Below are 24,689 nucleotides of genomic sequence, written 5' to 3' on the forward strand. Positions count from 1 at the left end.
GCGAATGCCGGGAATGCCGAACGTGGTCGCCGGCCTGGTCGGCCGGCGCAGTCTTTCCCACACCGCTGACGGCCAGTTATCGGGCGGGGTGCGATTCCTTGCTCGACGCGTCGGAGATGACCGACGACAGGCTACCGGGTAGCGCCGGGCTGTCCCAGCCAGGCGTCGGCTGTCGCTGTCCGGCCTTGCCGGGACGACGGTTCCTTCTTGACAAAGACCATAACGCAGGCGGCAAGACAAATCGGCGCCGGCCGATCAGGCCGGCGTCCAGGTTAGGCATTCGGCATTCGCGGCATTCGGCATTCCCGCGTCCCTTACCTTCCTCCGCTGACATCGACGATCGCGCCCGTGATGTAGCTGGCCTCGTCCGAGAGCAGCCACATGATGGTGCTCGCGACTTCCTCCGGTTCGCCGCCGCGTTGCATCGGGATCGCAGTCTTGATGCGATCGATGCGTCCCGGTTCGCCGCCGCTGGCGTGGATCTCGGTGCGGATCGGCCCTGGCCGCACGCAGTTCACGCGGACGCGTTCGGTGGCGGTCTCCCTCGCGAGGCCGATAGTCATCGAGTCGACGGCCCCCTTCGACGCCGCGTAGTCGACGTACTCGTTCGCGCCACCGATCACCGAGGCCATCGACGACAGGTTGACGATCGCGCCGCCGATCCCGCCGTGTTTCGTGGACATGCGTCGCACCGCTTCGCGCGCGCAGAGGAAGCTGCCGACGACGTTGGTGGTCAGCACGCGTGTCCATCGACGCACGTCCATCTCGTCGAGGCGCATCTGGCGCTCGAGCACTCCCGCGTTGTTCACGAGCGCCGTGAGTGTGCCGAGGCGTGAGTCCACTTCGCCGAACACGCGCAGCACGTCGGCTTCCACACTGACATCTGCCTGGAGCGCCAGTGCCGTCCCGCCTGACGACGTGATCTCGTCGGCGAGCGCCTGCGCGGTCGCGGCCCGTTCAAGATATGTCAAGGCTACGGCGTAGCCGCGGACGGCCGCGAGCCTGGCGGTGGCCGCGCCGATGCCGCGACTGCCACCGGTGATGAGGACGATTGGAGAAGGCGACGTCACGTTGGCCATTCTAGAACTCCTCGCGACGCACCGCGTGGCGGGGTGAGCGTTGCCGTGCGAGGTCGCGCAGCGCCCGGACCATGGCTAGAACGCGCATCGAAGTACCATGCGTGCCACATGGCCAGACCCGCCCTTTCGCCGATCCCCCCCCTTGCGGAGATCCTGCAGTCGCTCGAGGCACTTGCGACTCCGCGTGACCTGGCCAACCTCCAGCGCTTCGGCATCACGTCGGCCAACGCACTGGGCGTGTCGATTGCCAACGTGCAGAAGCTGGCGCGTGGCATCGGCTGCGACCATGCGACCGCGGAGGCGCTGTGGACGTCGGGCGTGTACGAGGCCAGGCTGCTTGCGGCCTACGTGGACGATCCGGCGGCTGTCACGGTGGCCCAGATGGACCGGTGGTGCCGCGACTTCGACAGCTGGGGCGTGTGCGACACCCTGTGCTTCGTGCTCTTCGATCGCACGCCGCATGCGTGGCGTTGCGTCGACCGATGGGCGCGCGCCAGGCATGAGTTCGTGCGTCGCGCGGCGTTCGCGCTGATGGCCAGTCTCGCCGTCCACGACAAGATTTCGGAGGACGCACCGTTCTCCGGGCGGTTGCCGCTCGTCGAGGAGGCCGCGGCCGATGAGCGCGACCTGGTACGCAAGGGCGTCAGCTGGGCCCTGCGCACGACGGGACGCCGGAATGTGGCCCTGCACGGCGCGGCCCTGGCGGTGGCGAGGCGTCTCGCGGCCACGTCCGATGCCGGCAGCCGTTGGGTGGGGAAGGACGCCGTCCGCGAGTTGACCGGACCGATCGTCGCGCGTGCACTTCAGCGTCGGCGGGCGGCGAAGAAGCGTTGAGCATCGCTTACCGCACGACGTCGTATTGGAGCAGTACGGTGCCGGTGCCGGGATAGATCCGATGTGAGCGCAACGACAGGCGCATCCGCGCGCCTTTGGGCAGGAGCGGTATGCCCGAGCCGAGGAGCACGGGCACAAGGGCGACTTCGACCGAGTCGACCATGCCCGCGTCCGCGAGCTGGCGGAACAGGTTGCCGCCGCCAAAGATCCAGATGTCGCCACCCGGCTGCCGTGTCAGCTCGGCGACCACGGCCGCCGGATCCTCGGTGGTGACTCGCACGTTCGGATGGTCGGCTGGATTCAGCGTTCGCGAGAAGACGATGGTCGGCTTGCCGTAGACGCCGTTGTCGTTGACGCCGCCCTCGTACGCGAGCATCACCTCGTAGGTGAGCCGTCCCATGACGAGCGTGTCGAAGCGCGCGAACAACGCCGGGAAGTCGATGTCCGGATCCATGGGGATCCAGTCGTAGCTGCCATCCTCCGCGGCGATGAAACCATCGAGGCTCGAGGCCACGTGGTAGCACACACGACGCGATGCATTGGTCATGGTCGCTACGTTAGCGCACGTAGCCGTCGACCTTCCGCCTTCGCCAAGGCTCCGGCGGACAAGTCAGGTCGACGGGCGCCGTTCCGTATTGCCGGCTGGTCTGAATCCCGAATCCCCAATCCCGGCATGGGAAGGCGAAGCGCGACACCTACTCTGAGGGGTAGCCGTCGAGCTTGCTCGACGGGCATCTCTGACGCGCAGCGGTTCCAGACTCCCGACTCCCCACTCCCGACTCCCGACTCCCGACTCCCGATGTGTACGATCACCCATGCTCATCCGTGCCCTGCTCCTCGTCCTGCTGGTCGCGCGGCTGGTCGCTGCCCAGCCAGCCACCGTCACCGAGGCCGATTACGTCATCGGTGACTTCCGTTTCGCTTCGGGCGAGGTCTTGCCGCAACTGCGGCTGCACTACCGCACCGTCGGCACACCCCAACGCGACTCCAGCGGACGCGTCCGCAACGCCGTCATCGTCGTCATGCACGGCACCGGCGGGACCGGCGCGCAGTTTGTCGGGCCCGGCTTTGCCGGCGAGCTGTTCGGCGCCGGCCAGCCCCTCGACGCCGCGAAATACTTCATCGTCATGCCGGACGCGATCGGCCATGGCAAGTCGAGCAAGCCGAGTGACGGCCTGCGTGCGAAGTTCCCGCGCTACGGCTACCAGGACGTCGTGCGAGCGCAGTACCTGCTGATGACCGAGGGGCTTGGCGCGTCACGACTGCGGCTGGTGATGGGCACGTCGATGGGCGGCATGCTCACATGGGTGTGGGGTGAGACCTACCCCGGTGCGATGGACGCCTTGATGCCGCTGGCGAGCCTGCCCGACCAGGTGTCTGCTCGCAACCGGGCATGGCGCCGCGTGGCGATCGATGCCATCCGCCGGGATCCGGAGTGGAAGGACGGCAACTACACGACGCAGCCGCGCGGGCTTCGCACCGTGGCGCAGATGCTGTGGCTCATGGGCAGCAATCCGATCATCCGGTTGAAGCAGGCGCCGACGCTTGCCGACGCCGACCGCGTGCTCGACGAGTACGTGGATGCCTACATGAAGACCGGCGACGCCAACGACATCCTCTACGCGATCGAGGCCTCGCGCGACTACGACCCGAAGCCGGGCCTCGAGAAGATCGTCGCGCCGCTTGTCGCGATCAACTCTGCCGACGACATCATCAACCCGCCGGAGTTGGGCGTGCTCGAGCGCGAGATGGGTCGCGTGAAACAGGGCAAGGCAATGGTGCTGCCGCTCAGTGACAAGACGGTCGGCCACGGCACGCACACTGCAGCGGCGGTGTGGAAGGAACACCTGGTGGCGCTCCTCACAGCGACGGAGAAGTAGCGCCGTGTGTGCGTCTCTGTGCGTAGCCGTCGAGCTTGCTCGACGGACGATCTAGCCGTAGCCGTCGCCCGTCAGGCTTTGGGCCGCCGGAGCCTTGGCGAAGGCGGCTCGACGGTCACCGAGCTTGTGGGCGCCCGCCTGCGGCATTCAGGGTCGCGCGGCGGTCGACGACAGGATGATCGCCCGTTCGCGGGCCGTTGGCTTGACGTCGCAGTGAGGGAACTCGTCGTTCCTTGCGGCGGGATAGATCGACATCGTGTGTGCCGTGTCCCATTCGAAGTGGCGCGACCCGTCTGCCCGCGCGGTCGCAGTTCGGCCGGTCGTCCGCTGATAGTGGGCGACGACGCTGTCAGGGGAATCGGCGGTCGCGTAGGACTCCCAGGAGATGTGCATCGCGGCGCCACTGACGTGCTCGGAGCAGAGGCGGCGAGCGCCGGGGTATCGGGACGGGGGAAGTCCAGGGCCAGCTTGTCCGAGGCCGGACGTCACCAGCACGCAAACGGCAAGCAGGCGAACCATCGCAGGTCCTTCCTCGTCGGGGGCGCGCCCGAACGAGGCCAGCATAGGGCGGACTTGCCGCGTTCGCGCGAATTTCGCTACACTACTGTTTCCTCTCGGGCGTCCGCGCCCTGTGCTGGGAGGTCGTTCAACGGTAGGACACCGCGCTCTGGACGCGGTTATCGGGGTTCGAATCCCTGCCTCCCAGCCAATTTCCTAAGTCATTCTCTTTCAAGTATTTAGCACTGCTTCTGCGTGTCTGTTTGGCACGGCTGGTTTGCTCTGCAGTAGGCCCGATCTTGAAAGAATCTTGAACTCTGTGCGTCGCTCGCGGACGGAATCGGGCTCGGGTGGATCGCCTGCGGCCTTCGGCCTACGGCCTGCCGCGGTTTGGTAGGGCCGGCTCTCCGGGCCGGCCATCGCCTCCATCTCGCGCCCGACCTCATCCACTGATACCGCTCGGAAGGCGAGCCCGCGCTCCAATCTCGCCGTCGCCACCTGCAGGTTCGCCAGCGTCTGGTTGTCGTACCACTCCGTGGTCGTGATCGACGCGTGCCCCAACAGGTCGCCTGCGCCAGCGGCACCGCGTGCTCCACCAGGCGCGACACGTACTCAGGCCGCAGGTCGTGCCACCGCAGGTTGATGCGCCGGAACGTCTCCCGCGACTCGTCGGACAGGCCCTGGTCGTTCAGCCGCGGGTTCCACGTCGGCGTATGGCCATGCGACTTCAGCACGATGGGACGTGTGACTGAACGGATGTCGCGTTGGAGACCGTGACTGGGCGCGACGATGGACCTGGTTGCGGGTCCCTGGTACGAGTGAACGCATGCCGGAAGGGCACGGCTGCCGTGGTTGGCTCGTCTTGCTGATCTAGTCCGGAACCAGCAGCCGCAAGCGTTGTCCGATCCAGAGTCCCGCGAGCACGACTAGTACGTACGCATAGCCAACCATCACCACAAGCATTGTCGTCTGGTCACGAAATCCCGAAGCATGCATTAGCGACCATCCAACGGCCGCAAGCGGCGGCATCGTCAGCGCGGCAAGTCCGTGCGCTCGCGAAGATGACCGCCAGAGCACGAGTAGCGTGAGGGCAACCAGCGGCACGTACACCGGCATGATGATCCAGCCCCGCCCAGCCCAAGAACGCCAGAATCTCGGCGAGGGTACCTTTCCTCAGCCAACCGTAGCCCCCACCAACAGGAAAGGCATTGGCAGTAGAGGCAACCCTGTGCTCAGGCGCAGGTAGGTTCGTGAGGTCACGCGTCGGCAGCTTGGCTCCTTCGTCCTATCGGCGCGCCCCACGATTTCATAAGGCCGTTGTGCCGAGGCTCAGCTTCCGATGGGCGAAGGGATACAGCAGCGTTGCACGGAATTCGGGATACCGCCGATTCTTTGCAGTGCCGGCCGGCAGTCGCCTGGGTGACTGAGAAGCGACGCCGCCACCGAATCCGACAGAGCCGATGTCCAGAGCGCTCCTTGCCGCACCTTCGCTACCGCTGTGGACTCGTGCGCTCTATGTGTTCGTACACGTGGTGATTGCTCTGCTCGCAGTACCCGTGGCTGGGGTTGAGGTCCATGCCTTGGCGCAGGGTCCGAGTTCGCCGGCCGCGCTCCCGTTCTGCGGGCTCAGCGCACCGCTGGATACCAGGTTCCGGCCGCGGCTCCTGCCGCGCGACGAGGCTGCACGCCATCCTGATTTCCTCGCCTTTCGGCGACAGCTAGGGCGCGGGGTGCTGCGGAGGGATCGGGCGGCGATTCTGCGCATAGCGGAACCCGACGTCAACATCGACTTCGAGGGCGAGGGCATCGAGTTCCTGAAGGCGTTCATCGACGATGCCGGGCGAGACTTCTGGGGTGAGTTTGGCCGGGCCCTGGCGATGGGCGGGACGTTCGACGGAAACGCCAGCTTCTCGACGCCTTATGTCTATTCAGCCTGGGCAGACCGGGCTGACTCGGTCGAGTGCAAGGCGGTCACGGGCACGGGCGTGAGGCTCCGCGAGCAGCCGAGTGCCGGCGCTCGAGTGCTGGCGTCGCTGGATTTCGACATAGTGGAAAGGGTCGACAGCGACAGGGACGTTCCCGGGTGGGAGCAGGTCCGTCTGTCCACCGGTCTGAAGGGCTACGTGGCCTCCGGCTTCATCAGAAGCCCAATCGATTATCGAGCGTGGTTTGTTCTCACCGAGAGCGGTTGGCGGTTGAAAGCGTTCGTCATTGGGGATTAGCCGAAAAAGACCACACTCTCTTTTTCCCATGCGGCGACGCGGATCCAAGCATTCCTGTCGAGGGCAGCCGGTGCCAAGTACTAGTTCCACAGTCGTCTCGCGTATCCGATCTGCTCACTCAGATATCTATTCAGAGGGACAGTTTCACGGGCGTCTGCGTTCCAGATCAAGAACTGCAGTTTGCTGCCAACATCGATGGTCGCGCCGGCACAGCCGTCTACCAGAGTGTGCACTGCGGAGATCCCGATCTCAGCGAAGGAGAGGGCTATTGCCTGAAGGCGGAGAAACACGCGCCAGGTCTGGACGACGTCTCGAGAGCGGTTCAGCGTCTCGACTTCCGGTCAGCCGAGCCTGCTTACAGTTCACCAGGAGGCGTTGCCACTCACGAGGAACAGCTGAGCACGGCTGTGGTGTGGGGAGATGGTCGATCGCATGTGGTGTCGCGATCCGGTGGTCAGGCGCCCATCGACGTGTGGCAAGCGCAGCAACTGTTGCTGGGGGTGGTCGCCACCGACTGGCGGCGGAATGCTCGGCGTGTGCCCTGCGATTCGCTCACTTGGCCTCGACCCTGACACCCGGCACACCCGACCGAGACAGCTTTCGTCGTTCTAGCAGTGACGCGTCGACTCGCCGGCTCACGTCAAGATGTCCTCGAGGCGCGACGCGTAGTAGTCCAGGAGCATGGCCACTCGGCTCCCGGCATCAATGTGCAAGCGATGTTTCCTGGCCAACGCCGTGTCTCTGCCCGCCAGTCCAAGCACGACCTTTACGCAAGACGACGGGACGGTTTTGACGTGTCGCGATCGGCTCGTTCGGTGCAAGCGGTACGCATCGCGTGCAGCGCTCCGGCAAGATTAGAGACAGGTCGAGCCAGCTACTCTAGGACCGCGCGAAGGCGAGCAGGGGCGTCAGGTCATGGTTGTCCGCCGCCCTGAGCGCGTCGATGTAGCGGCGACGGACCTCGTCCGCGTCCCGCAGGTTGGCGCTGCCCCATGTGAAGCGTTCGCGACCCAGCTGCATCACGAGCAGATCTGCCATCAGCCGAGAATGCCGGCCGTTGCCGTTGGGGAACGGGTGGATCTGCACGAGCCGATGATGAAGGCGCACCGCGATCTCGTCGGGCGGGTAGGCCTTGTGTTCGATCCAGGTCGCGGCGTCGGCGAGCAATTGTCGCAGCGCCACGGGGATCTCGCAGTGCGGCATTCCGATGTTGCGCTCACTGATCCTGAACTGGCCGGCCCAGCGCCAGACGTCGCCAAGCATGCGGCGGTGCAGGTCCTTCACGAACTTCTCAGTCAAGAGGTTGCGACGACGGGCGAGCGCCCAATCGTGGGCCCGCACGATATTGTCCTGCTCGGCCCTGTTCAGCTCGCTGCGGTAGGCGATGTCCGATGGGATCAGTCCCTTGCGCCCGTCGGGCGTCAACGGCGTGGCATCGTCTGGCTCCTCGAACAGGTCGGTCACGATGCGCGTCAATCCCAGAACACGCGAGGGCTCGTGTCGCGGATGGCGTCCTCGACTTCCGCGTCGGTGATGCTGTCCTCGACCCGCTGATCCTCCAGCAGCATCGTGTGCTCGACGGGCTGGCGCCGCCGAAGAAGCAGCGCACGTGCGCGCTCGCGGACCGTCACGCCGAGCGGCTTGTTCGGAACGAGCCCGTACACGAGTGTGCAGTCGAGGGCCTCGGCCGCGCGCCGCAGCGTCGCCAGCTGGATGGTCTCCTTCTCTTCTGACTGCTCGAGACCGACGATGCTGGGCTGGCTCACGCCCATGCGTCGCGCCATCTGCGCCGTATTCATGCCGAGGGCCTCGCGGACGGCCTTGATCCAGCCACGAGCGGGCGGCCGATAGCGCTCAGCGGGCCCTAATCGGGCGAGACGCTCGTCGAGACGGGCCCTCGATTTCGCGGCGATCCTTGGCGATTTCATAGCCTTCAACCTATTCCATTCAGCAATTCCAATAGTTTATAGCCTATTGATTATATAAATTTCAATAGTCTGTGGGCTATTTAAACGTCGGGCATTCAGCTGAGGGCAGGGAAAGCACTATCCGCGTAACCGCCAAGCCGTCCAGCAAAGGGGCGCGGGCGACGAGATCAATTGCTTGGCAGCGTCAGTCGACCGGCGACGAACTCATCACGACATCCTTCCGAACGGTCGTTCGCCAGTTCCCCTTGACGCTCACCTCGAGGACGGCAAACGGGCCAGGATCGAACGCAGGAAGCCGCACGATCGCATCGCGACCCCTGGTCCACGGCGCCCACACGTGACGGCCATCCCGGACCTGCAGACGTGCCCACCCATCCGTGGCCAGCGGCTGGCCATCAGGTGCCCGAGGCGAAGTGACAAGCGTGGTCCAGGGCCGGCAAGCGTCCGACGTCCGAGCATGCGCTCCGGCCTCACGACGTGGCTGCCCGGTCGGTACTGCCCGATCCGGACAGCCCCGACCTGCATACGCTGGCCATCCTTTATCGGAACATTCATCACCGCCCGCTCGACCAGGTCGAACGACACGGAGCCTGTATTACCCAAGGCCACGGAACGCACCTCGTTCGAGCCATCGGAGACCAGAAGCAGCATCGCTTCCAACTCGAAGCTGCGGGTGTCGTACACGGCAAGCCGCTGGTCGTTGATGACGAACCCGACCTTGCGGCTGTCTGGCGACCACACGATCGCCCGGCTCCAGTCCGCGTCCGGAGCCAGCGCCATAACCTCGTGCGGTCGCTCGCCGGGACGGGCGATGTAGAGGTGATCTGCTGGGCGGCGTGGTGACAGACCGGCTGGCTTCGCGCTATGGCCTGCGCGTGGGGCGATGCGGCCTTGGTGCGGTGTCGTACCTCATCGCGGGCGGCGCATTGCTGGCCGCCGCCCGCTCGTCGTCGCCCGTCGCAGCGGCCGTTCTGATCGCGGCAGCGACCGGGATGACCATGTTTACGCTCGGTGCCGCGTGGGCGACCGTGATCGAGGTCGGACGTAACCAGGTGGGCGTCGTGGGTGCGACGATGAACTCGCTCGGAAACCTGGCTGCGATGCTGAACCCGCTGATCGTGGCGTACTCAGTGCAGTGGTTCGGCAGCTGGGACGTGCCGCTGTATCTGATGGGCATATTCTTCTTGGTGGGCGCCGCCTGCTGGTTGATGGTGGACCCGGAGCGGCCGGTGTTCGACGAGAGCCAGGCGCCCTCGTCCCTGGTGCGTTCGGCCGCGACGTTGGCCGATCCTTGAAGGAGTCATGTTGTGGAGCTGAACCTGCGAGGCAAGGTCGCCGTGGTCACCGGTGCGAGCAAGGGCATCGGTCTGGCGATCACCAGGGCACTGGTCGCCGAGGGCGCGCGCGTGATCGCTGGCGCGCGCGACGTTGGCGGTGAACTCGGCGCGCTGGCGTCACACGATGCCGTTCGCGCGGTGTCAGTCGATCTCTCCACGCCCGATGGGCCCAAGGCGCTGGTTGCTCGCGCAGAGGAATTCGACCGGCTCGACATCCTCGTGAACAACGTGGGGGCGGTTGCCGTGCGCCTCGATGGGTTCACGAGCGTCACCGACGACCAGTGGCTCTCATCGCTGAACCTGAACTTCATGGCGGCCGTGCGGACAACGCGTGCCGCGCTGACGCCGATGCTGGCACGGGGCGGCGGCACCATCGTGACCGTCAGCTCGGTCAATTCCTTCCTTCCCGATCCGGGCGTCATCGACTACTGCGCGGCGAAGGCAGCGCTGACAAACTTCTCGAAGGCGCTGTCCAAGGAAGTCGGGCCCCGTGGAGTTCGGATGAATACCGTGAGCCCCGGCCCGGTCGAGACGGCGCTGTGGCTCGGTCCGGAAGGAGTGGCGGCGACCGTTGCGAAGGCGTCGGGTGTGGATCCCGAGACTGCTCGCCAGCACGTCGTCGCATCACAAGGAGGCTTCGTGACGGGCCGCTTCACACGCCCCGACGAAGTCGCCGATCTGGTGCTCTTTCTAGCCAGCGATCGCTCGGGGAACATCACGGGCGCGGACTTCGTGATCGACGGCGGCCTGATCAAGACGCTGTGACAACGCCTAGTCGGTGAGCGCCCGCGCCTTGCGCAGCGAGATGCCGACGGTCGCTCGCCAGCGCCAAGACCGGTGAATTAGGCGCGGCAGCTCTGTCGCGACCTCGTGTTCGTAGGCGGACATTTCGACGAGTATCAGCGGCTCGGCGCTGCGGCCATCGACGTGCTGGGCGACGTCACGCCGTCGATCGAGCGCATGTCCATCGACGAGGCCTTCGCCGACGGCGCAGGCTGCATGCATCCCTTCGGTTCGCCGGCAGAGATCGCAGGGATCCGGTCGGCGAGGTGATGGAGAATCACCCTGACGAGAAGACGATTTCGCTCTTGGCGATCTCGGTGTCACATCTCGAGAAGCAGTCGATCGTTCAACTGGAGCTGCCGATTGCGCGTCCGACGAGGGACGCCGTCCTGGCACGAAGAAGGGCGTGGCGCGATCGCGCGCAGACCAGGCCACCGACGCCATCAAGCGCTTCGGAGGGCAAGCCGTCGATTACGGTTCAGCGCTGCAAAGCGTGCGTCAGTGCCAGAGGAGTTCCGACGTCTTGCTGAACGAGAGCTGTGAATGAGCCATGAAGCGATCATCTCGCGACGCTGCATGGCTGACCCGTGCGTTCCCGACATCTCTGGAAGAAGGCGTGAGTCTTGGCTACGAGCGCCGTGCCGTCCGCAATCGTCATGCGATCGATGGCGCGAGCGTTCCGCCGCATGTCGAGCTCTCATTGGCGTCGGTCGCCGCGCGAGATCTCGACGTACGCGTTCACTGTTCCGTCGGCGTTGCTCGGAGGCGTATCGCGCCAGACGTGCCTGGCGTGAGGGTGCGCGGCGCTCTCGTCGCCAACCGCGGATGCTAGGATCGCGGTCCACCGGTGACGGCCCGAGTCTCAGCCCAGAGCTCTGGCTGCACACCGTCGATTCCGCGGGGGAGTCATGGCGAGCACGAACACACCTGAGCCGACGATGTTCATCTCCACCGATGCACTGCTCGGGCACTGGCAGGGCCACCGCCGACTGACGCGGCGGGTCATCGAGATGTTCCCCGACGACCAGCTGTTCACGTTCTCGATCGGCGGCATGAGGACATTCGGGGACCTCGCCAACGAACTGCTCAGCACGGCTGGACCAATGGCGCACGGGTTGGCGACGCTCGAGTGGGGCGGCTACGCGCCGCCGAAGTCAACGTCGAAGGCCGAGATCCTTCGGCTCTGGGACGAGGGCACGACCGCCGACGCCGAAAGCCCACGTGCTGAGCGACGCCGAGCGTCAGTCCCTGGCCGGGCGTTCACGACGCTGCCACCCGTACACCAGCGTGTGCTGCGTGAACGTCTGCGTCGGATCAGCTTCCTTGATGGGATGCCCAACACGGCGCTGACGTCGACGGTCGATCCGGATGCACCAGCGCCTGTGTACGACCTGACGATCCGCGCCGGCGTGCTGCACGAGAACGTGTCCGAGCTCCTCACCAACAAGGAACGCACCTGCTTCGACTTCGACGGGTCGGCGCGGACGGTCGTGATCGGGGCTGGCACGCTCGAAGCCATCGTGTAGGTGCTGCTCCACGAAGCGACCCACATGGTCAACAGTGCGTTGGGTCTGACGCCGGCCGCAGGCCCTCGTCCCCAGGCTGATGCAGAACTGCTGACGACTGGTGTGTGGACGGACAGGCTGACCATTGCGAGCGCTTACGCGAACCCGCTGCTGGACGGGCTGGCATATCGCCGCGGCGGCCGTCCCATCCCCGTCTCGGACGCGCAGAACGTGTACGGCGTGCTACAGCGAACACCATTCGTGTCGCTGTACCGCAGCAGCAATTGGCACGACGATGTGGCCGAGCTGGTGGCGTGGCACCACTTCACGAGCCGCATGGGTCAGAGGTACCGCATCGTGCTGCGCGAGCGAGACCAGGATGTGTTCGTCTACGAGCCAATGGCGTCTCCACTCGTCCAGCGCCGGCTGCGGCTGCTGACGCCGATGTACGAGGCCCCGCCTGTGTGTGAAGCGCACGTCGGGCTCGGCTCATTCACAAACCGGAGTTCGGCAAAGGGGACTCATGAAACAGAATCCGCCTGCGTCGCCCCTTGCCGGCGACGCCGTCAGGGGCGCAGGTCGCCGCTGGGCCATGCGAGAGGTTTACCGCTCGTCGCCGATGACGTGAACGACGACCGATCGGGTGTGCGGTACTCGTCGGTGCTCCCACACGTAGATCCCCTGCCAGGTGCCGAGGCACAACCGTCCACCAGACACCGGCACGCTCAGGTTCACCGTCGTGAGCGCCGTCCTCACATGCGCTGGCATGTCGTCGTCGCCCTCTGCGGTGTGGACGAAGAGCGCATCGCCGTCCGGCACCAGCCGCGCGAAGAACCGCTCGAAGTCACGACGCACGTCGGGGTCGGCGTTCTCCTGGATCAGCAGCGAGGCGGAGGTGTGCTGCAGGTGGAGCGTGCAGAGGCCCGTCTGCACGCCTGCCTGCGCGACCCGCCCCTGGACGTCGCGCGTGATCTCGTGGAACCCGCGGCCCTTCGTCGCAACCTTCAGCGTGACGAGCGTCTGGCGCATCATCTGCCCGGAAATGTTACGCCGTTGACCAACGGGAGAGCCCGACCGCAAGCGGTGAGGGTCGACTGGCCGCCCGACGCCGCTCGGAATGCATCTCCGTCACTGGTTGGCCGCCCCCCCGGCGCGCAGACGTGTTCGCACGCTGAACCTCGGTCGGCAGTTCAGCTGCGCGAGTGACCGCCAGCCCTGCGCCGCCTCATGCTACGCTCGCGACTCCCAGACACGAGGCGAGCCGATCAGCATGTCCATCACCAGACGCCAATTCGGACGAGTCGCACTCGCGGGTGTCCCCGCCCTCGGCGTGGCACTACGCGGGACCGTTGCAGCAGCCGGCGCGCAGGCAGCCGCGCCGATGTCGCGCTGGGCCGGCGTGCAGGTGGGGCTCAACGTGCCCTACAGTCTCGGTCTCGGCAACAACATCCCCGCCGAGGACCTTTTGAAGCACCTGGTCGATCTCGGCGTCGGCTCGGTCGAACTGCGCGCGCAGCCGGTCGAGCATTTCCTCGGATCGCCCACGGTGCGCGCCGCCGCAGAGGCCGCCAAGGCGCGCGAGGCAGCCCGCGCGGTGGGCCAGGTAGTGCCGACACCACAGCAGATGGCGCAGGGTGGCCTCGGAAGCGGACGGACGCAGACGCCCGAGCAGGTCGCCGCGGCACGCACGCAGGCGGACGAGGTCCGTAAGTGGCGCCTTTCAGTCTCGTCCAGCCGCGTGAAGGAGCTGCGGCAGCTGTACGCAAAGGCCGGTGTCCTGATCGACGTGCTGAAGGTGGACGACGTCTATGCGGTCTCGGACGAGGAACTCGACTACTTCTTCGAGATGGCGCGCGACCTCGGCGCTCGAGCCATCTCGAGTGAACTGCCGCAGGCGCGCAGCGACACGAAGCGCATCGGCGCCTTTGCCGACAAGCACAAGGTCTTCATGGCCTACCACCACCACGCGCAAGGGACGGTCGCGCTCTACGAGGAGATCTTCGGCGAGGCGCGGTACAACGGCGCCAACATCGACATCGGCCACTGGACGGCGACGCACAACCAGTCTCCGCTGCCTTTCATCACCAAACACGTCGATCGTATCCCGCACATCCACGTCAAGGACCGGCAGCTCGGGAGCAACGGCGGGCAGAACATGCCGTTCGGCCAGGGCGACACCCCCGTCCGCCAGACCTTGCAGGCGATCCGCGACGGCAAGTGGGACATCCGGCCGATTCTCGAGTTCGAATATCGCGTCCCCGAGGGCTCGACGCGTCCGGCCGAGATCCGCAAGAGCTTCGAGTACTGCCGCGACGCGTTGCTGGCCTGACAGCACGCGTCGCACGTTCAACCCCTCTGCGATACGCGTGGCAGGCGGCACCTCGCCGCTGCAGATCTACTGACGGGCGCTCGGCCCGTCGACGCGTCCCACCGATGGCCACCAGCGAACGCTGATGCGACCCCAAAAATAGTCGCTCGGGACCGCGCCCCAGTGTCGGCTGTCCGAGCTGTTGCGCCGGTGAAGCGCCGTGATAAGCGAAGCCGCCACGGCCATGTTGCCATGAGCAAGCCGGACGTCTCGGTCTACGCCACTCGCCACCAGCGGCGCCAGGTGCAAATACTGCCGCTTCAGCGGCACGAATTCCACCCGCGCCTCCTTCCGCTGCATCTTGTCCAGCAGCACGCGTGTCACGACGCCGGAGAGGGCAGCCATGCGACGCTGCTTGAACTGGCGATAGAGCGAGGCACACCGCGCTGTCTTGAAGCGGCGCTCCGCCTCGTCGAAGCGCCGGTCGCTGGCGGGTGACGGGTCAGACTCGCGGTGCAGGCGCTCCTGGCAGTACCACTCCAACTCCTGGAGGTCGACTCAGGGCCATGGGTGCGAACAGCTCTTCGCGGATCACGCTCCAGTAGCGGCCCTCGACGCCATGGAACGGGCGCGGGAGGGCGACGCGCAGCATCCACGGGCCACCGAAACAGAGCAACCAGTGGTGGCGCTGCAGGAACGCTCGGAAGTCGATCGGGTTGCGCGCGTGACGAGGTACGTGAACACGTGCGTGTCGGGCTCCTGCGTTATCGTGCCGATCGGGAACTTGTCGGGAATAGCCGCAGCACGCGGTCGCGCCCGATGCCGTAGCGCAGATGCGGCAGGTCCACATCGTCGAGGCGCTTGTCGCCGTCCAGCTCGGTGAAGGACTGCCGCTTGTCGCAAGACGTGCCGAGCCAGAGGCGCGACGGCTCGTCGAGCACCAGGTCGAGCAGCATCAGTCTCGACGCGAGCGTGCCGATGGGCGCGGGTCTCCTTTTGCGGTTGTCGGGCTCGCCGATGGCTGCGTACAGACGCTTGTGGTGCACATGGTAGAGGCGTCCGCGGTGCAGCGCGCCCGGACGCACCTCGCGCGCCAGCCCGCTCCCGGTGAGCCGACGCAGGAAGTCGTGCGTCTTCTGGCCGTGCGTGATGCCTGCATACGCGCACTACTGCCGCTCAACGAACACGCCCGAGTGCTGCAGCACGAGCAACAGGAAGGCCGCCTGCTTCGGAGTGAACCCTTCCTGCCGCAGTCTCACCTCGTGCACTATGTGCTGACGTCTGAGACGTTCCACGATGTGGAGGTCGATCATCGGAGGAGTTCCTCTGCGAGTCCACCGCGGGGACCGCTACCCCTGCGGCTGCCTCCATGACGCCCGGAGAGCCCGCCACCGCGATGGCAGGCGAAGCCGGCGCGTGCCGTGGCGGCGGCATGCCCGCCCCGGTAGTGCGGCGTCGTAACCTTCCACGCCGCAGTGCTGGTCGCGTGCCGTGGCGGTCTTCGTACTCGACGCGGCAGTCCGGGAAGTGCGCCTGGTCGTCGAACCACGGCAGGTCGCGCTGGTCGGCCCATTCGTGCGCCTCGTCGCGTCGCGTAACGATTTCCTCGCGAACGACGCCACTTGTCGATTCCGAAGGCCACTGCGGCCGCCGCCCAACGCGGCGCCAATCCAAACCACCTCCTCACGCTCCCTTCGACGTGGAGTTTGCACGGGTTCGCAACCACGGCGTGGAGATCTCGTCCATCCCCGTTCGGAATGTCGAACATGAGCGTTTATGCAGTCAACTCTCGATTTCCGAAGTCAGCGCCAATAGGACCGTTACATGAGCATGACTGCCGAACCGGAGAAGCAGCCGAATACCGTGCCAGAGTTGTCGCAGGTCGCGCTCTACAACTGAGCAGCAGGATCTGCACTTCGATGGCTGTCGTCGTTCGTCTCCCTAGCTGAACGCCTGCTTCGTAGAGGTTGGGGGCCTGCGTCGGAGAATTTCACGCGCGTCGGTTTGAGTCAACGAGATCCCTTCCACCTCGCGAGGGTCCGTTGGTCGGGACTGACAATCGGGAATCCACATCATGCGAGGCCGACGATCATGGCCTGCCTGCGGACGCCACGTGCCAGGCGATCGCGGGGCAGTGAGAACCGCCTGGATGGTTCATGCCGGCGGTGATGGTGGCGACCAGAACTCGGCCTCGAAAGGCCGCCTCGACCCGCTGGGAGCATTCGCGTAAAGTGGATGACCGGTCCTGCGACCGCGGAGATTCGCGTGAGGACGGCAGTCACCGACTTTCAGCATCATTTTCGGAAGGCACGCGAGATCGGGATCCTCATCGAATCCGTTTCTGTCTGAGAGCTGAAATTCCCTATGGCTGGAACCGTGGTGTTCTTCGACCTCGGGGACACGCTTGGCGTCGGGCGCGTCGGAGCCGGCGGCAGCATCACGGGGTTCGACCCGTTTCCGTTCGCCACGGACATTCTGAAAAGGCTGAAGGATCCACCCCCATCGGGTCTCGGACTCAGGCTCGGTGTGATTTCGAACACGCCCACGGGCACGACGGCCGCCAACATGGCTGCTGTGCTCGGCGCTGCGGGCGTCCTCGCCTTCTTCGACCCGGCCTTGCTCCTCTACAGCTCCGTGGAAGGCTTGGACAAGACCAAGAAAGCCTTCTTCACTCTCGCGGCCTCACGCGCGGCAACTTCGCCACAGCGCTGCGTTTTTGTCGGTGAGGATGCGTCGGAGCGGACTGTTGCGTCATCGGCTCATTTTGCTACCGCGTTCCACCCGCTGCACCTCTTTCACGTCTTGAAGACGATGCCGTGAACGCATCGCCAGTCGAGACGTAGCAACCTGGCTCTTGCAGGAGACGAATCGCCATGGCAACCAAGTCTGCAAAGAAATCCGCGAAGAAGACAGCTGACAGAAAAGCCGGGGCAACCCTTCGGTCCAATGGCTTGAGCCGTTTCAACATGCACGCTCTCGACAAGAAGAGCGAGCGCCTCTTCTCGGCTCTTCGATCCGAACGGCGTGACTTCGCCGGATTCGCCGGCGCCGCCACCAACGTCTCCGAGATGGATCCCGAATCCGCTGCCCGCCTGTATCTGAAGCAGGCGCTCGAGAGCGATTCGGTTCCCGGTCTTGTGGCGCCCGTCGCCGACGGCGCCGTAAGCGAGTACCGGACTCTCGGAACCGAGAGCATCCCCCTGACGGGAACGACGATGGTGAAGTTTCGCCAGCAGCTCAACAAGATTCCGGTATATGGCTCGCTCGTATCGGTCGAGCTGGATGAGAAGAACAGTCTACTGAGCGTCACTTCAGCCTGCGGCAAGCCTTCGAACGTGAGCGCGGTCGCGAAGATTTCGCCGGCGGAGGCAATGGACACCGTCAAGAGGGCGCCCGGCCTGAAGAAGGCACTCGATGGCATCACGCCGCAGCTCAACTACTACTACGATGCCGACGACTCCAAGTGGCGCCTGGTGTACATCGCGCAGGACGTGCCGGTAGGCCCCGCCCACAAAGGCAAAACCGCGGTTCGCGTGCCTCTCCGCATGGACTTCGTCGTCGACGCGCACACCGGCAAGTTGGTAAAGGAGTTGCCGCGAACCGCGATGATGGCCGCCGTTACCGAAGCCGCCGTTGACGGCTTCGGTACGAGCAGGACATTCGAAGCCGCGAAGACTGGTGCGAAGAAAACGATGGTGGATGCCTCGCTCAACATCCAGACGTTCGACTTCCGCTTTAAAGATCTCGACAATCCCGCGAACGCGCTGCCGGGTGGCCTCGTCGCCAATCCTCCGACCTGGGATCCCGGCGCCGTCAGTGCACATGCCAATGCCGCGGTCGTCGCCAAGTTCATGCGCGACACGTTGAGCCGCAATGGCCTCGACAACCGGGGCGGCACGCTCATTTCCAGCATCAACTGCATCGCGTCGAGCGAACCGGCTGGTCCCAGAGAATGGTTCAACGCAGCTTGGGTCGGTACTCAAATGGTGTACGGCCAACGCCGCAACGGGACCTCGATGCTCTCGTTGTCGGCAAACGTCGACGTCGTCGGGCACGAAATGTTTCACGGCGTCACCGATCACACCTCCCGGTTGGAGTACCAGGGCCAAGCCGGCGCGATGAACGAGTCGTACTCGGACATCTTCGGGATTCTGATTTCCAATCTCGGTAAAGCACTCGGCGCGTTCGACTGGGAGCTCGGTGAACGCCTGTTTGCGAATGGCAGGCCGCTCCGCGACCTCAGCGATCCGACACGTTTCAGCCAGCCAAAACACATGCGCGATTTTGTCGTCACCACGCGCGATCACGGCGGCGTTCACACCAACAGCGGCATCCACAACTTCGCCGCGTTCAAGGTGATGACGGCCAAGGATTCTTCTGGTGACTTCGTCTTCACCCCGAAAGAATGCGCCGCAATCTTCTATCTGACGCTGACGCAACGCCTGTCGCGAACATCTCAGTTCATCGATAGCCGTGTCGGCGCCGTGGCGTCGGCGCAGTCGCTGTTCCGCAACGACCCAGCGGCTACTCGAGCCAAGAAGATTCAAACCGTGGAGCAAGGCTTCTCGGCGGCTGGCATCGTGTAGAGTCCAGTCGAAGGAGAGGCCCTGAGTCAGCGCACGAGCATCAGGCGACTTTCTGAGGCTCCATCGACGAGACCCGGATGATCAAGACGCCGGTTGGCCGGCGTTGCCTCGATGCGTCGGTTCGATCCCATGAGAGCGGTCGTGAACCGCCGGCCGGCCGTTGTTCGTCCACGAGCCCGCGAATGGGATCGCCGGAACGGTCCCAGATTCGCACGGTGATGCCTCGGAGCGAGTGAGGCTCGAGTATCCTGGCGCCGCCGTGCCGCCACCGACCGTCCCGTCGTCCGGTTCAGCTTCAGGCGCTATGCCCCAGGCCAGCGTGAGGGGGACGTCCGCCTACTACAGCGCCTCCGTCCAGGCGTTCCTCGCCACACCCTTTGATGAGGTCATCGGGCGGCTCACGATGGCCGACCCGCATCGAGCCCTCGAGTCCACGCAGAAGCTGGCGTGGGCAGAGGAACTTCAGCTTCTTCGGGAAGCGCTCAGCGGGCTGGACGTCGAGGCGGCACTCTTCCTCGAGTTCGACGTCCCGCGTCTCGGCAGCCGGATCGACGCCGTCGTGATCGCAGGGCCCGTCGTCATCCCGGTCGAATTCAAGTGCGGAGAGAAGGTGTTCACGACCGCGGGCTACAACCAGGCGTGGGACTACGGCCTTGACCTCAAGAACTTCCACCTGGCCAGCCACAAGGCGCCGATCTTCCCGGTGCTCGTAGCCACGCGGGCGAGGTCAGGCGACGCAGGGTGGGAAACGCCGCACGTCGATGGCGTCCGTCCACCTCGTAAGGTGGCGCCAAGGGAACTCCGGCAGGCAATCGCGGACGCACTGCGGGATGCCAACGGCCCCGTCATCGACGCGGACAGTTGGGGCCGCTCGCCGTATCAGCCGACACCGACGATCGTCGAGGCCGCCCGCGCGCTCTACTCCAGACACTCGGTGCAGGCGATCACGCGGAACGACGCCGGTGCCAAGAACCTGCAGATCACCTCCGGCACGGTCGAGGAGATCATCGAACGCTCCCGCGAGAACCGCGAGAAGGCCATCATCTACGTGACTGGCGTGCCTGGGGCCGGCAAGACGCTGGTGGGCTTGAACGTCGCCACTCAGCGGCGCGACTTCGGCGAGACGCGCGCCGTGTTCCTGTCCGGCAACGGTCCATTGGTGGCGGTGCTGCAGGAGGCGCTGACGCGCGACGAGTATCGCCGCCAGAACGGTGCAATGCGCAAGGGCGCCATCCGGCAGCAGGTCAAGCCGTTCATTCAGAACGTGCACCACTTCCGCGACGATGGCGTGCGCGATCCGGCGGCACCCGGCGACCACGTCGTCATCTTCGACGAGGCGCAACGAGCCTGGAACCGCGAGAAGACCGCCGACTTCATGAAGCGGCGAAAGGGCAGGGCCGACTTCGACCAGTCCGAGTCGGAGTTCCTGATCTCCTACCTCGATCGTCACGACGCATGGGCGGTGATCGTCTGCCTGGTCGGTGGCGGCCAGGAGATTCACACCGGCGAGGCTGGGATCAGCGCGTGGCTGGATGCCGTGGCGCGCCGGTTCCCGCACTGGCGGACGTACCTGTCGCCCGACCTCTCGGCCTCGGAGTACGGCGCCGGCACGTCGATCGCCGAGATGAGCGCGTCCGGGCATCTGGTCCAGGACCAGCGCCTTCACCTGTCGACGTCCATGCGATCGTTCCGGTCCGAAAAGGTGTCGGCATTCGTGAAGGCATTGCTCGACTGCGACGAGGAAGGCGCCCGGGACATGCTCCGCGAGGTCGTCGCCCGCTACCCCGTCATCGCGACGCGCGACCTCGCCCTGGCGAAGCAGTGGATCCGCGACCAGGCGCGGGGCTCCGAGCAGTACGGCCTGGTGGCCTCCTCGCAGGCCCTGCGCCTGAAGCCACATGCGATCGACGTGCGAGTCAGCGTCGATCCGATTCACTGGTTCCTGGGGGATCCGGAAGACACGCGCTCGAGCTACTACCTGGAGGACGCCGCCACCGAGTTCCAGGTGCAGGGACTCGAAGTCGACTGGGCCTGCGTCACATGGGACGCCGACCTTCGCCGCATCGATGGCCAGTGGCGCTACCACGCATTCAGGGGCGATGCCTGGACGAACGTCAAGCAGCGCGACAGGCAACGCTACCTGCTGAACGCCTATCGCGTGTTGCTGACACGCGCTCGTCAGGGGATGGTGATCTTTGTCCCTCCTGGCGACCGGCGAGACCCGACACGGCTGCCAGGGTTTTACGACGAGACGTTCGGCTACCTGCGCGACGTGGGCGTTCCTGTGCTTTGATTACGGTGGTGGCCGCACGTCAGTTGCATCATGGCGCGCCGGTCGAGATGAGGCGCCTGGACCGCGGCATCATTGACGAGCTGCGCATCGCGCTGATCACCGCACCGAGTTGAAGCTCACGCATCGCGGGGTCCCGAAGGCGCTCATCCCGCGGACCGAAGATCGGTGGCGCCAGAACTACGGGCTGCCAATGAAGCGAAAGCTCGCCGAGCCGGCGCGTGAGCCACGGCCGTCCCCCCTCGTGACCAAAGAAACGACGCTTCGTGACCCGCGACCTGGTCGAGTGGCTCCTGGACTCTGACCCCGCGCTGCGGTGGCAGGTCCAGCGCGACATTGCTGGAGCACTGCCAGAGGTCTGGAAGGCCACGCGGGATCGCGTCGCCACCGAAGGTCATGGCGGCAGGCTGCTGGCGCTCCAGGACGCCGACGGCCAGTGGGCAGGCGGCGCGTTCTTCCCGAAAGATTTCGACTTCGGCGGTCGCGAAACCGCCGAGGGTGCCGGGCAACCGTGGACAGCCACGACATGGACGCTCAACACGCTCCGCGACTGGGGCGTGGACGCATCCACGCTCGAAGGCACAGCGGAGCGCCTCGCCACTAACAGCCGCTGGGAGTACGAGCGCCTGCCGTACTGGGGCGGCGAGGTGGACTGCTGCATCAATGCGTACACGCTCGCCAACGGCGCCTGGCTCGGAGTCGATGTGTCGGGCATCGGCCGATGGTTCCTCGAGCATCGCCTCGAGACGGTGGCTGGAACTGCGAGTGGGTGAACGGCTCGACTCGATCATCATTCCACTCGACGCTGAACACTCTGAAAGCGCTGCTGTTCCATGAGATTGCCACCGGAGGCACCGACGCGCTCCGGGCCGCGCGACACGCCGGTGAGGCCTACCTGCTCGAGCGTCGCCTGATGCGCCGGTTGTCCACCGGCGAACTCGTGGCGCCGTGGTTGACGACGTTCGCGTATCCGTTCCGCTGGCGCTACACCATCCTGCACGCGGCGGACTATTTTCGCGACGCCACCGCGCACGACGGCACCGCGCCAGACCTTCGCATGGCCGAGGCCATCGAGACAATCCGTCAGGCTCGCCGGCCAGACGGCACCTGGCTGCAGGAGCAGCGGTATCCCGGACGCGTGTGGTTCGATGTGGACGTGCCACCCGGCCAGCCGTCGAAGTGGCTGACGTGCATCGGCACGCGCGTGCTCGCGTGGTGGGACGCCCATCTGCATGCGACGCGCGCGTGATGAGCAGCGCCAGGTGATCAGCGGCTCGCGCGGGACATGCCAGAACGGATTTCGGACAGCTCCGGAGGACCAGCGCCGGAAAGTTCACAGTCACACGTCGATGCGCGCGCTACTCGAGGTCCGCGAATGTTCGGATGATCTGGTCGGCACCGGGTTCGCGTGACGTCGACTGGTCCGAGCGCACGGCGAGCACCACCTGAAGCCCGGCAAGGCGAGCAGCAGCCAGCTCCTCCCCGACGTCAGACACGAAGAGGATGCGCGATGGTGCGTGGCCGAGCGCCGTGGCGATGTGCGCGTAGCTGTCGGATGACTGCTTCGGGCCGACCGCCGTATCGAAGTAGTGCGAGAAGTATTTTGTGAGGTCGCCTGCGGCCGTGGTGGAGAAGATCAGCTGCTGCGCCTGCACGCTGCCCGACGAGTAGATCGCCAGCGTGATGCCGGCTGAGTGCCATCGTTCAAGCGCTTGCGGCACGTCGTCGTAGACGACGCCCTGCAGAGCGCCACGCCGGTACCCTTCGGCCCAGATGTGCCCCTGAAGTGTCTTGAGAGCTGGCGACTTGCGGTCGCGAGCCATGAGCCACACGGCGTACGAGATGACCGAGCGCCGGCGCTTCTCCGCAGTCGAGGCGTACCATTGCGGGGCGGTGGGGTCGACTTCGGCAGCGCGTTCCTGCTCGAGTCGCACCGACACTCCGGCCACGACCTCGTCGTTTGCCGGGTCCCCGACAAATGCGTCGAGGTGCGCCCGGGCGTACGGGAACAGGACGTCGTGCACGAATGACAGCGGCGTGGTCGTGCCCTCGATGTCCAGCACGACCGCCTCGACGCCGCGTAACCGTAAGGCCGCGCTCACACGCCCGGCGGTACGACCGGAAGGTACGACACCCCGAAACACATCGGCTGGAAACCGGCGTCCACCCCGCTGCCGGTGTAATGCGGTGTCCATCCCGATGGATCTTGGAACAAGCGGATCGCGCGAATGCGGTGCTCCTGGCACAGGTCGAACCAATGGTGGGTGCCGCGCGGCACCCGGATCAGGTCTCCTGCCTCCACTTCGACGGCAAACACCGGACCGTTGGCCGGATGGATGTGGAACACGCCCCGACCTTCGATGATGAAGCGAACTTCGTCCTCGTCGTGCCAGTGCTCGGTCTTGAATTTCTGCAGCATTACATCGAGGTTGGGCGTATCGGGGAAGACGTCGATGACGTCGGCGGTCACATAGCCGCCACGAGCGCTGAGTTCGGCGATCTTTGAGGCATAGGCCGCCAGCACGTCGGCGGCCGGCGCTCCTGGGGCCAGGGGCACCGAGGGGCTGGCACGTTCGTAATCGATGTCGTGGCTGGCGAGAAACGCCGTGACGTCCGTGGTGCCGGTGATCGTGCGCTGTTGTTCAGGAATGCGGATCAGGCTCATGACGTTCTCCTATGACCTGAAACAGGAATTCCAATGTTTCCACGTGTCGTTCCGCGTCGGCCAGCGTCCGCCCCCACGTGTAGAGCCCGTGCCCGCGCAGGAGGAACCCGTGGATGGATGGGTAGTCGCGGAGGAGGTGCCCCACTACGCCCCGAAGGCGGATCATGTCCTGGTCGTTTTCGACGATCGGGACCCACTCGCGATGGGTGTGCGTCGTGACGCCATCCAGCCCTTTCAGCATCTCCAGGCTCTGGATGGCGATACCACCAGCTGCGGCATGACGCTCCGAGAGCACCGTGCTCCACACCGAGTGGGTGTGCAGCACCGCACCGGCTCCCCGTGCCTGCACAATTTCGACGTGAAGCTGAGCCTCGGCCGAGGGCCGGGCCTTCCTGCGCCCAGCCACTCGGCCGCTGGCGTCGATGGTCAGAAACTGCCCTGCAGTCAGGGTGCCCTTGTGGACACCACTCTGCGTGATGAGCAGTCGCAATGGCGACACCGAGCTGACCATGCTGAAATTGCCACTGGTCGCCAGCACCCAACTGCGGCCGTAGAATCTGCGGCCCGCGGCGATGAGGGCCTGTACGCGTGCCGTTTCCGCCATTCCTGCCAGAAAAACGACGATATCCCAAGTCCACGTGATGACGGTAACCGTTTCGAGATGAGCGCGACGCGCAGCCGTCATCCTCGCCGCGCTCGCCAGTGGTGACCCGATTCTCGCTCTCCTGCTCGACGCGGCAGAGGAGTAGTGAGCCGATCGGGGATGGGCCGCGA

Annotated in this window: 23 protein-coding genes, 1 tRNA gene and 2 pseudogenes; 13 read left to right on the plus strand and 13 right to left on the minus strand. The window is 65.5% G+C overall.

The features are described 5' to 3' along the window. Positions 1-314: 314 nt before the first annotated feature. Positions 315-1,079 carry an SDR family oxidoreductase gene (locus LuPra_RS00285; RefSeq protein ID WP_110168910.1) on the minus strand — a complete coding sequence of 255 codons (765 nt, stop codon included), beginning with the start codon at positions 1,077-1,079 and terminating at the stop codon, positions 315-317. A gap of 108 nt (positions 1,080-1,187) precedes the next feature. Between LuPra_RS00285 and LuPra_RS00290 the strand changes: the two genes are divergently transcribed. After that, a complete protein-coding gene (locus tag LuPra_RS00290; protein WP_234800651.1) occupies positions 1,188-1,913 on the plus strand; it encodes a DNA alkylation repair protein in 726 nt (241 codons plus the stop codon). A 7-nt stretch (positions 1,914-1,920) separates the two neighbouring features. Here LuPra_RS00290 and LuPra_RS00295 read toward each other — a convergent pair whose 3' ends face one another. Continuing rightward, positions 1,921-2,460, minus strand: coding sequence for a dihydrofolate reductase family protein (locus tag LuPra_RS00295; RefSeq protein ID WP_110168911.1), 540 nt, complete (start codon positions 2,458-2,460; stop codon positions 1,921-1,923). Positions 2,461-2,728: 268 nt separating this feature from the next. On the opposite strand from LuPra_RS00295, the gene LuPra_RS00300 reads away from it, so the two are divergent. Then, a complete protein-coding gene (locus tag LuPra_RS00300; RefSeq protein WP_110168912.1) occupies positions 2,729-3,793 on the plus strand; it encodes an alpha/beta fold hydrolase in 1,065 nt (354 codons plus the stop codon). A 147-nt stretch (positions 3,794-3,940) separates the two neighbouring features. Here LuPra_RS00300 and LuPra_RS00305 read toward each other — a convergent pair whose 3' ends face one another. Continuing rightward, entirely contained in the window at positions 3,941-4,312 is a 372-nt protein-coding gene (locus LuPra_RS00305) for a hypothetical protein (protein ID WP_157898566.1), read from the minus strand. A 116-nt stretch (positions 4,313-4,428) separates the two neighbouring features. Here LuPra_RS00305 and LuPra_RS00310 point away from each other — a divergent pair. Both LuPra_RS00310 and LuPra_RS00320 read left to right on the plus strand, forming a co-directional pair. Next, positions 4,429-4,502 (plus strand) — tRNA-Gln (locus tag LuPra_RS00310). A 1,321-nt stretch (positions 4,503-5,823) separates the two neighbouring features. Then, a complete protein-coding gene (locus tag LuPra_RS00320; protein WP_157898567.1) occupies positions 5,824-6,513 on the plus strand; it encodes an SH3 domain-containing protein in 690 nt (229 codons plus the stop codon). A gap of 879 nt (positions 6,514-7,392) precedes the next feature. On the opposite strand, the gene LuPra_RS00330 is transcribed toward LuPra_RS00320, so the two are convergent. From LuPra_RS00330 to LuPra_RS00340, 3 genes are all read right to left on the minus strand, one after another. Then, positions 7,393-7,977, minus strand: a complete 585-nt coding sequence (locus tag LuPra_RS00330; protein WP_110174447.1) for a mobile mystery protein B — start codon at positions 7,975-7,977, stop codon at positions 7,393-7,395. A gap of 8 nt (positions 7,978-7,985) precedes the next feature. Beyond that, the gene (locus LuPra_RS00335; protein WP_110168917.1) at positions 7,986-8,441 is read right to left on the minus strand and encodes a mobile mystery protein A; all 456 of its coding nucleotides are present in this window, start codon (positions 8,439-8,441) and stop codon (positions 7,986-7,988) included. A 252-nt stretch (positions 8,442-8,693) separates the two neighbouring features. Beyond that, positions 8,694-9,221 (minus strand): hypothetical protein, encoded by a 528-nt coding sequence (locus LuPra_RS00340; RefSeq protein WP_110168918.1) that lies wholly within the window; start codon positions 9,219-9,221, stop codon positions 8,694-8,696. Positions 9,222-9,280: 59 nt separating this feature from the next. Here LuPra_RS00340 and LuPra_RS00345 point away from each other — a divergent pair, with 59 nt between their 5' ends. From LuPra_RS00345 to LuPra_RS00365, 4 genes and pseudogenes are all read left to right on the plus strand, one after another. Beyond that, positions 9,281-9,736: a hypothetical protein gene (locus LuPra_RS00345; protein WP_157898568.1), complete on the plus strand. Its 456-nt coding sequence runs from the start codon at positions 9,281-9,283 to the stop codon at positions 9,734-9,736. 12 nt (positions 9,737-9,748) lie between these two features. After that, positions 9,749-10,543: an oxidoreductase gene (locus LuPra_RS00350; RefSeq protein ID WP_110168920.1), complete on the plus strand. Its 795-nt coding sequence runs from the start codon at positions 9,749-9,751 to the stop codon at positions 10,541-10,543. Between the two features lie 93 nt (positions 10,544-10,636). After that, a pseudogene (locus LuPra_RS32470) lies at positions 10,637-10,831 on the plus strand (Y-family DNA polymerase); the annotation flags it as partial. A gap of 638 nt (positions 10,832-11,469) precedes the next feature. Beyond that, positions 11,470-12,087, plus strand: a complete 618-nt coding sequence (locus tag LuPra_RS00365; RefSeq protein ID WP_110168922.1) for a DinB family protein — start codon at positions 11,470-11,472, stop codon at positions 12,085-12,087. Positions 12,088-12,669: 582 nt separating this feature from the next. Here the strand turns inward: LuPra_RS00365 and LuPra_RS00375 are convergent. Further along, a complete protein-coding gene (locus LuPra_RS00375; protein WP_110168924.1) occupies positions 12,670-13,098 on the minus strand; it encodes a secondary thiamine-phosphate synthase enzyme YjbQ in 429 nt (142 codons plus the stop codon). Positions 13,099-13,336: 238 nt separating this feature from the next. Here LuPra_RS00375 and LuPra_RS00380 point away from each other — a divergent pair, with 238 nt between their 5' ends. After that, a complete protein-coding gene (locus tag LuPra_RS00380; protein ID WP_157898569.1) occupies positions 13,337-14,395 on the plus strand; it encodes a sugar phosphate isomerase/epimerase family protein in 1,059 nt (352 codons plus the stop codon). 66 nt (positions 14,396-14,461) lie between these two features. Here LuPra_RS00380 and LuPra_RS00385 read toward each other — a convergent pair whose 3' ends face one another. The 3 genes from LuPra_RS00385 to LuPra_RS31440 form a co-directional block, all read right to left on the minus strand. Continuing rightward, the gene (locus LuPra_RS00385) at positions 14,462-14,917 is read right to left on the minus strand and encodes a S26 family signal peptidase (RefSeq protein ID WP_110168926.1); all 456 of its coding nucleotides are present in this window, start codon (positions 14,915-14,917) and stop codon (positions 14,462-14,464) included. A gap of 221 nt (positions 14,918-15,138) precedes the next feature. Further along, on the minus strand, positions 15,139-15,420 hold the full coding sequence (locus LuPra_RS31435) for a hypothetical protein (protein WP_162271264.1): 282 nt from the start codon (positions 15,418-15,420) through the stop codon (positions 15,139-15,141). Positions 15,421-15,540: 120 nt separating this feature from the next. Then, positions 15,541-15,687 (minus strand): hypothetical protein, encoded by a 147-nt coding sequence (locus LuPra_RS31440; RefSeq protein ID WP_157898571.1) that lies wholly within the window; start codon positions 15,685-15,687, stop codon positions 15,541-15,543. Between the two features lie 1,051 nt (positions 15,688-16,738). Between LuPra_RS31440 and LuPra_RS00395 the strand changes: the two genes are divergently transcribed. The 4 genes and pseudogenes from LuPra_RS00395 to LuPra_RS34190 all read left to right on the plus strand — a co-directional run bounded on the left by LuPra_RS00395 (position 16,739) and on the right by LuPra_RS34190 (position 22,499). Beyond that, positions 16,739-17,194: an HAD family hydrolase gene (locus LuPra_RS00395; protein WP_110168928.1), complete on the plus strand. Its 456-nt coding sequence runs from the start codon at positions 16,739-16,741 to the stop codon at positions 17,192-17,194. A 53-nt stretch (positions 17,195-17,247) separates the two neighbouring features. Then, entirely contained in the window at positions 17,248-18,960 is a 1,713-nt protein-coding gene (locus tag LuPra_RS00400; RefSeq protein WP_110168929.1) for a M4 family metallopeptidase, read from the plus strand. A gap of 319 nt (positions 18,961-19,279) precedes the next feature. Then, positions 19,280-21,253, plus strand: coding sequence for a DUF2075 domain-containing protein (locus LuPra_RS00405; RefSeq protein ID WP_234800652.1), 1,974 nt, complete (start codon positions 19,280-19,282; stop codon positions 21,251-21,253). Positions 21,254-21,528: 275 nt separating this feature from the next. After that, positions 21,529-22,499: pseudogene (locus LuPra_RS34190) on the plus strand (squalene cyclase). Between the two features lie 109 nt (positions 22,500-22,608). On the opposite strand, the gene mtnC reads toward LuPra_RS34190, so the two are convergent. Genes mtnC through mtnB form a run of 3 tightly spaced genes read right to left on the minus strand, consistent with a single transcriptional unit; the run spans position 22,609 to position 24,600 of the window. After that, positions 22,609-23,352, minus strand: a complete 744-nt coding sequence (gene mtnC, locus LuPra_RS00420) for an acireductone synthase (RefSeq protein ID WP_234800653.1) — start codon at positions 23,350-23,352, stop codon at positions 22,609-22,611. Then, the gene (locus LuPra_RS00425) at positions 23,349-23,915 is read right to left on the minus strand and encodes a 1,2-dihydroxy-3-keto-5-methylthiopentene dioxygenase (protein ID WP_110168933.1); all 567 of its coding nucleotides are present in this window, start codon (positions 23,913-23,915) and stop codon (positions 23,349-23,351) included. Before LuPra_RS00425 ends, mtnC begins: the two co-directional genes overlap by 4 nt. Beyond that, complete coding sequence (mtnB, locus tag LuPra_RS00430; RefSeq protein WP_157898572.1) at positions 23,893-24,600, minus strand: methylthioribulose 1-phosphate dehydratase; 708 nt, start codon at positions 24,598-24,600, stop codon at positions 23,893-23,895. Before mtnB ends, LuPra_RS00425 begins: the two co-directional genes overlap by 23 nt. Between the last annotated feature and the right edge of the window lie 89 nt (positions 24,601-24,689).

The sequence above is a fragment of the Luteitalea pratensis genome, from assembly GCF_001618865.1.
In the GTDB taxonomy this organism is placed as follows: Bacteria; Acidobacteriota; Vicinamibacteria; order Vicinamibacterales; family Vicinamibacteraceae; genus Luteitalea; species Luteitalea pratensis.

What these genes read in the sequence shown, in the direction of transcription:
- LuPra_RS00295 (WP_110168911.1), bottom strand. Translation starts at nt 2,460, where the DNA reads ATGACCAATGCATCGCGTCGTGTGTGCTACCACGTGGCCTCGAGCCTC.
- LuPra_RS00340 (WP_110168918.1), bottom strand. Translation starts at nt 9,221, where the DNA reads ATGGCGCTGGCTCCGGACGCGGACTGGAGCCGGGCGATCGTGTGGTCG.
- LuPra_RS00285 (WP_110168910.1), bottom strand. Translation starts at nt 1,079, where the DNA reads ATGGCCAACGTGACGTCGCCTTCTCCAATCGTCCTCATCACCGGTGGC.
- LuPra_RS00395 (WP_110168928.1), top strand. Translation starts at nt 16,739, where the DNA reads ATGGCTGGAACCGTGGTGTTCTTCGACCTCGGGGACACGCTTGGCGTC.
- LuPra_RS00365 (WP_110168922.1), top strand. Translation starts at nt 11,470, where the DNA reads ATGGCGAGCACGAACACACCTGAGCCGACGATGTTCATCTCCACCGAT.
- LuPra_RS31440 (WP_157898571.1), bottom strand. Translation starts at nt 15,687, where the DNA reads ATGATCGACCTCCACATCGTGGAACGTCTCAGACGTCAGCACATAGTG.
- LuPra_RS00335 (WP_110168917.1), bottom strand. Translation starts at nt 8,441, where the DNA reads ATGAAATCGCCAAGGATCGCCGCGAAATCGAGGGCCCGTCTCGACGAG.
- LuPra_RS00300 (WP_110168912.1), top strand. Translation starts at nt 2,729, where the DNA reads ATGCTCATCCGTGCCCTGCTCCTCGTCCTGCTGGTCGCGCGGCTGGTC.
- LuPra_RS00375 (WP_110168924.1), bottom strand. Translation starts at nt 13,098, where the DNA reads ATGATGCGCCAGACGCTCGTCACGCTGAAGGTTGCGACGAAGGGCCGC.
- mtnB (WP_157898572.1), bottom strand. Translation starts at nt 24,600, where the DNA reads ATGACGGCTGCGCGTCGCGCTCATCTCGAAACGGTTACCGTCATCACG.
- LuPra_RS00400 (WP_110168929.1), top strand. Translation starts at nt 17,248, where the DNA reads ATGGCAACCAAGTCTGCAAAGAAATCCGCGAAGAAGACAGCTGACAGA.
- LuPra_RS00290 (WP_234800651.1), top strand. Translation starts at nt 1,188, where the DNA reads ATGGCCAGACCCGCCCTTTCGCCGATCCCCCCCCTTGCGGAGATCCTG.
- LuPra_RS00305 (WP_157898566.1), bottom strand. Translation starts at nt 4,312, where the DNA reads ATGGTTCGCCTGCTTGCCGTTTGCGTGCTGGTGACGTCCGGCCTCGGA.
- LuPra_RS00425 (WP_110168933.1), bottom strand. Translation starts at nt 23,915, where the DNA reads ATGAGCCTGATCCGCATTCCTGAACAACAGCGCACGATCACCGGCACC.
- LuPra_RS00380 (WP_157898569.1), top strand. Translation starts at nt 13,337, where the DNA reads ATGTCCATCACCAGACGCCAATTCGGACGAGTCGCACTCGCGGGTGTC.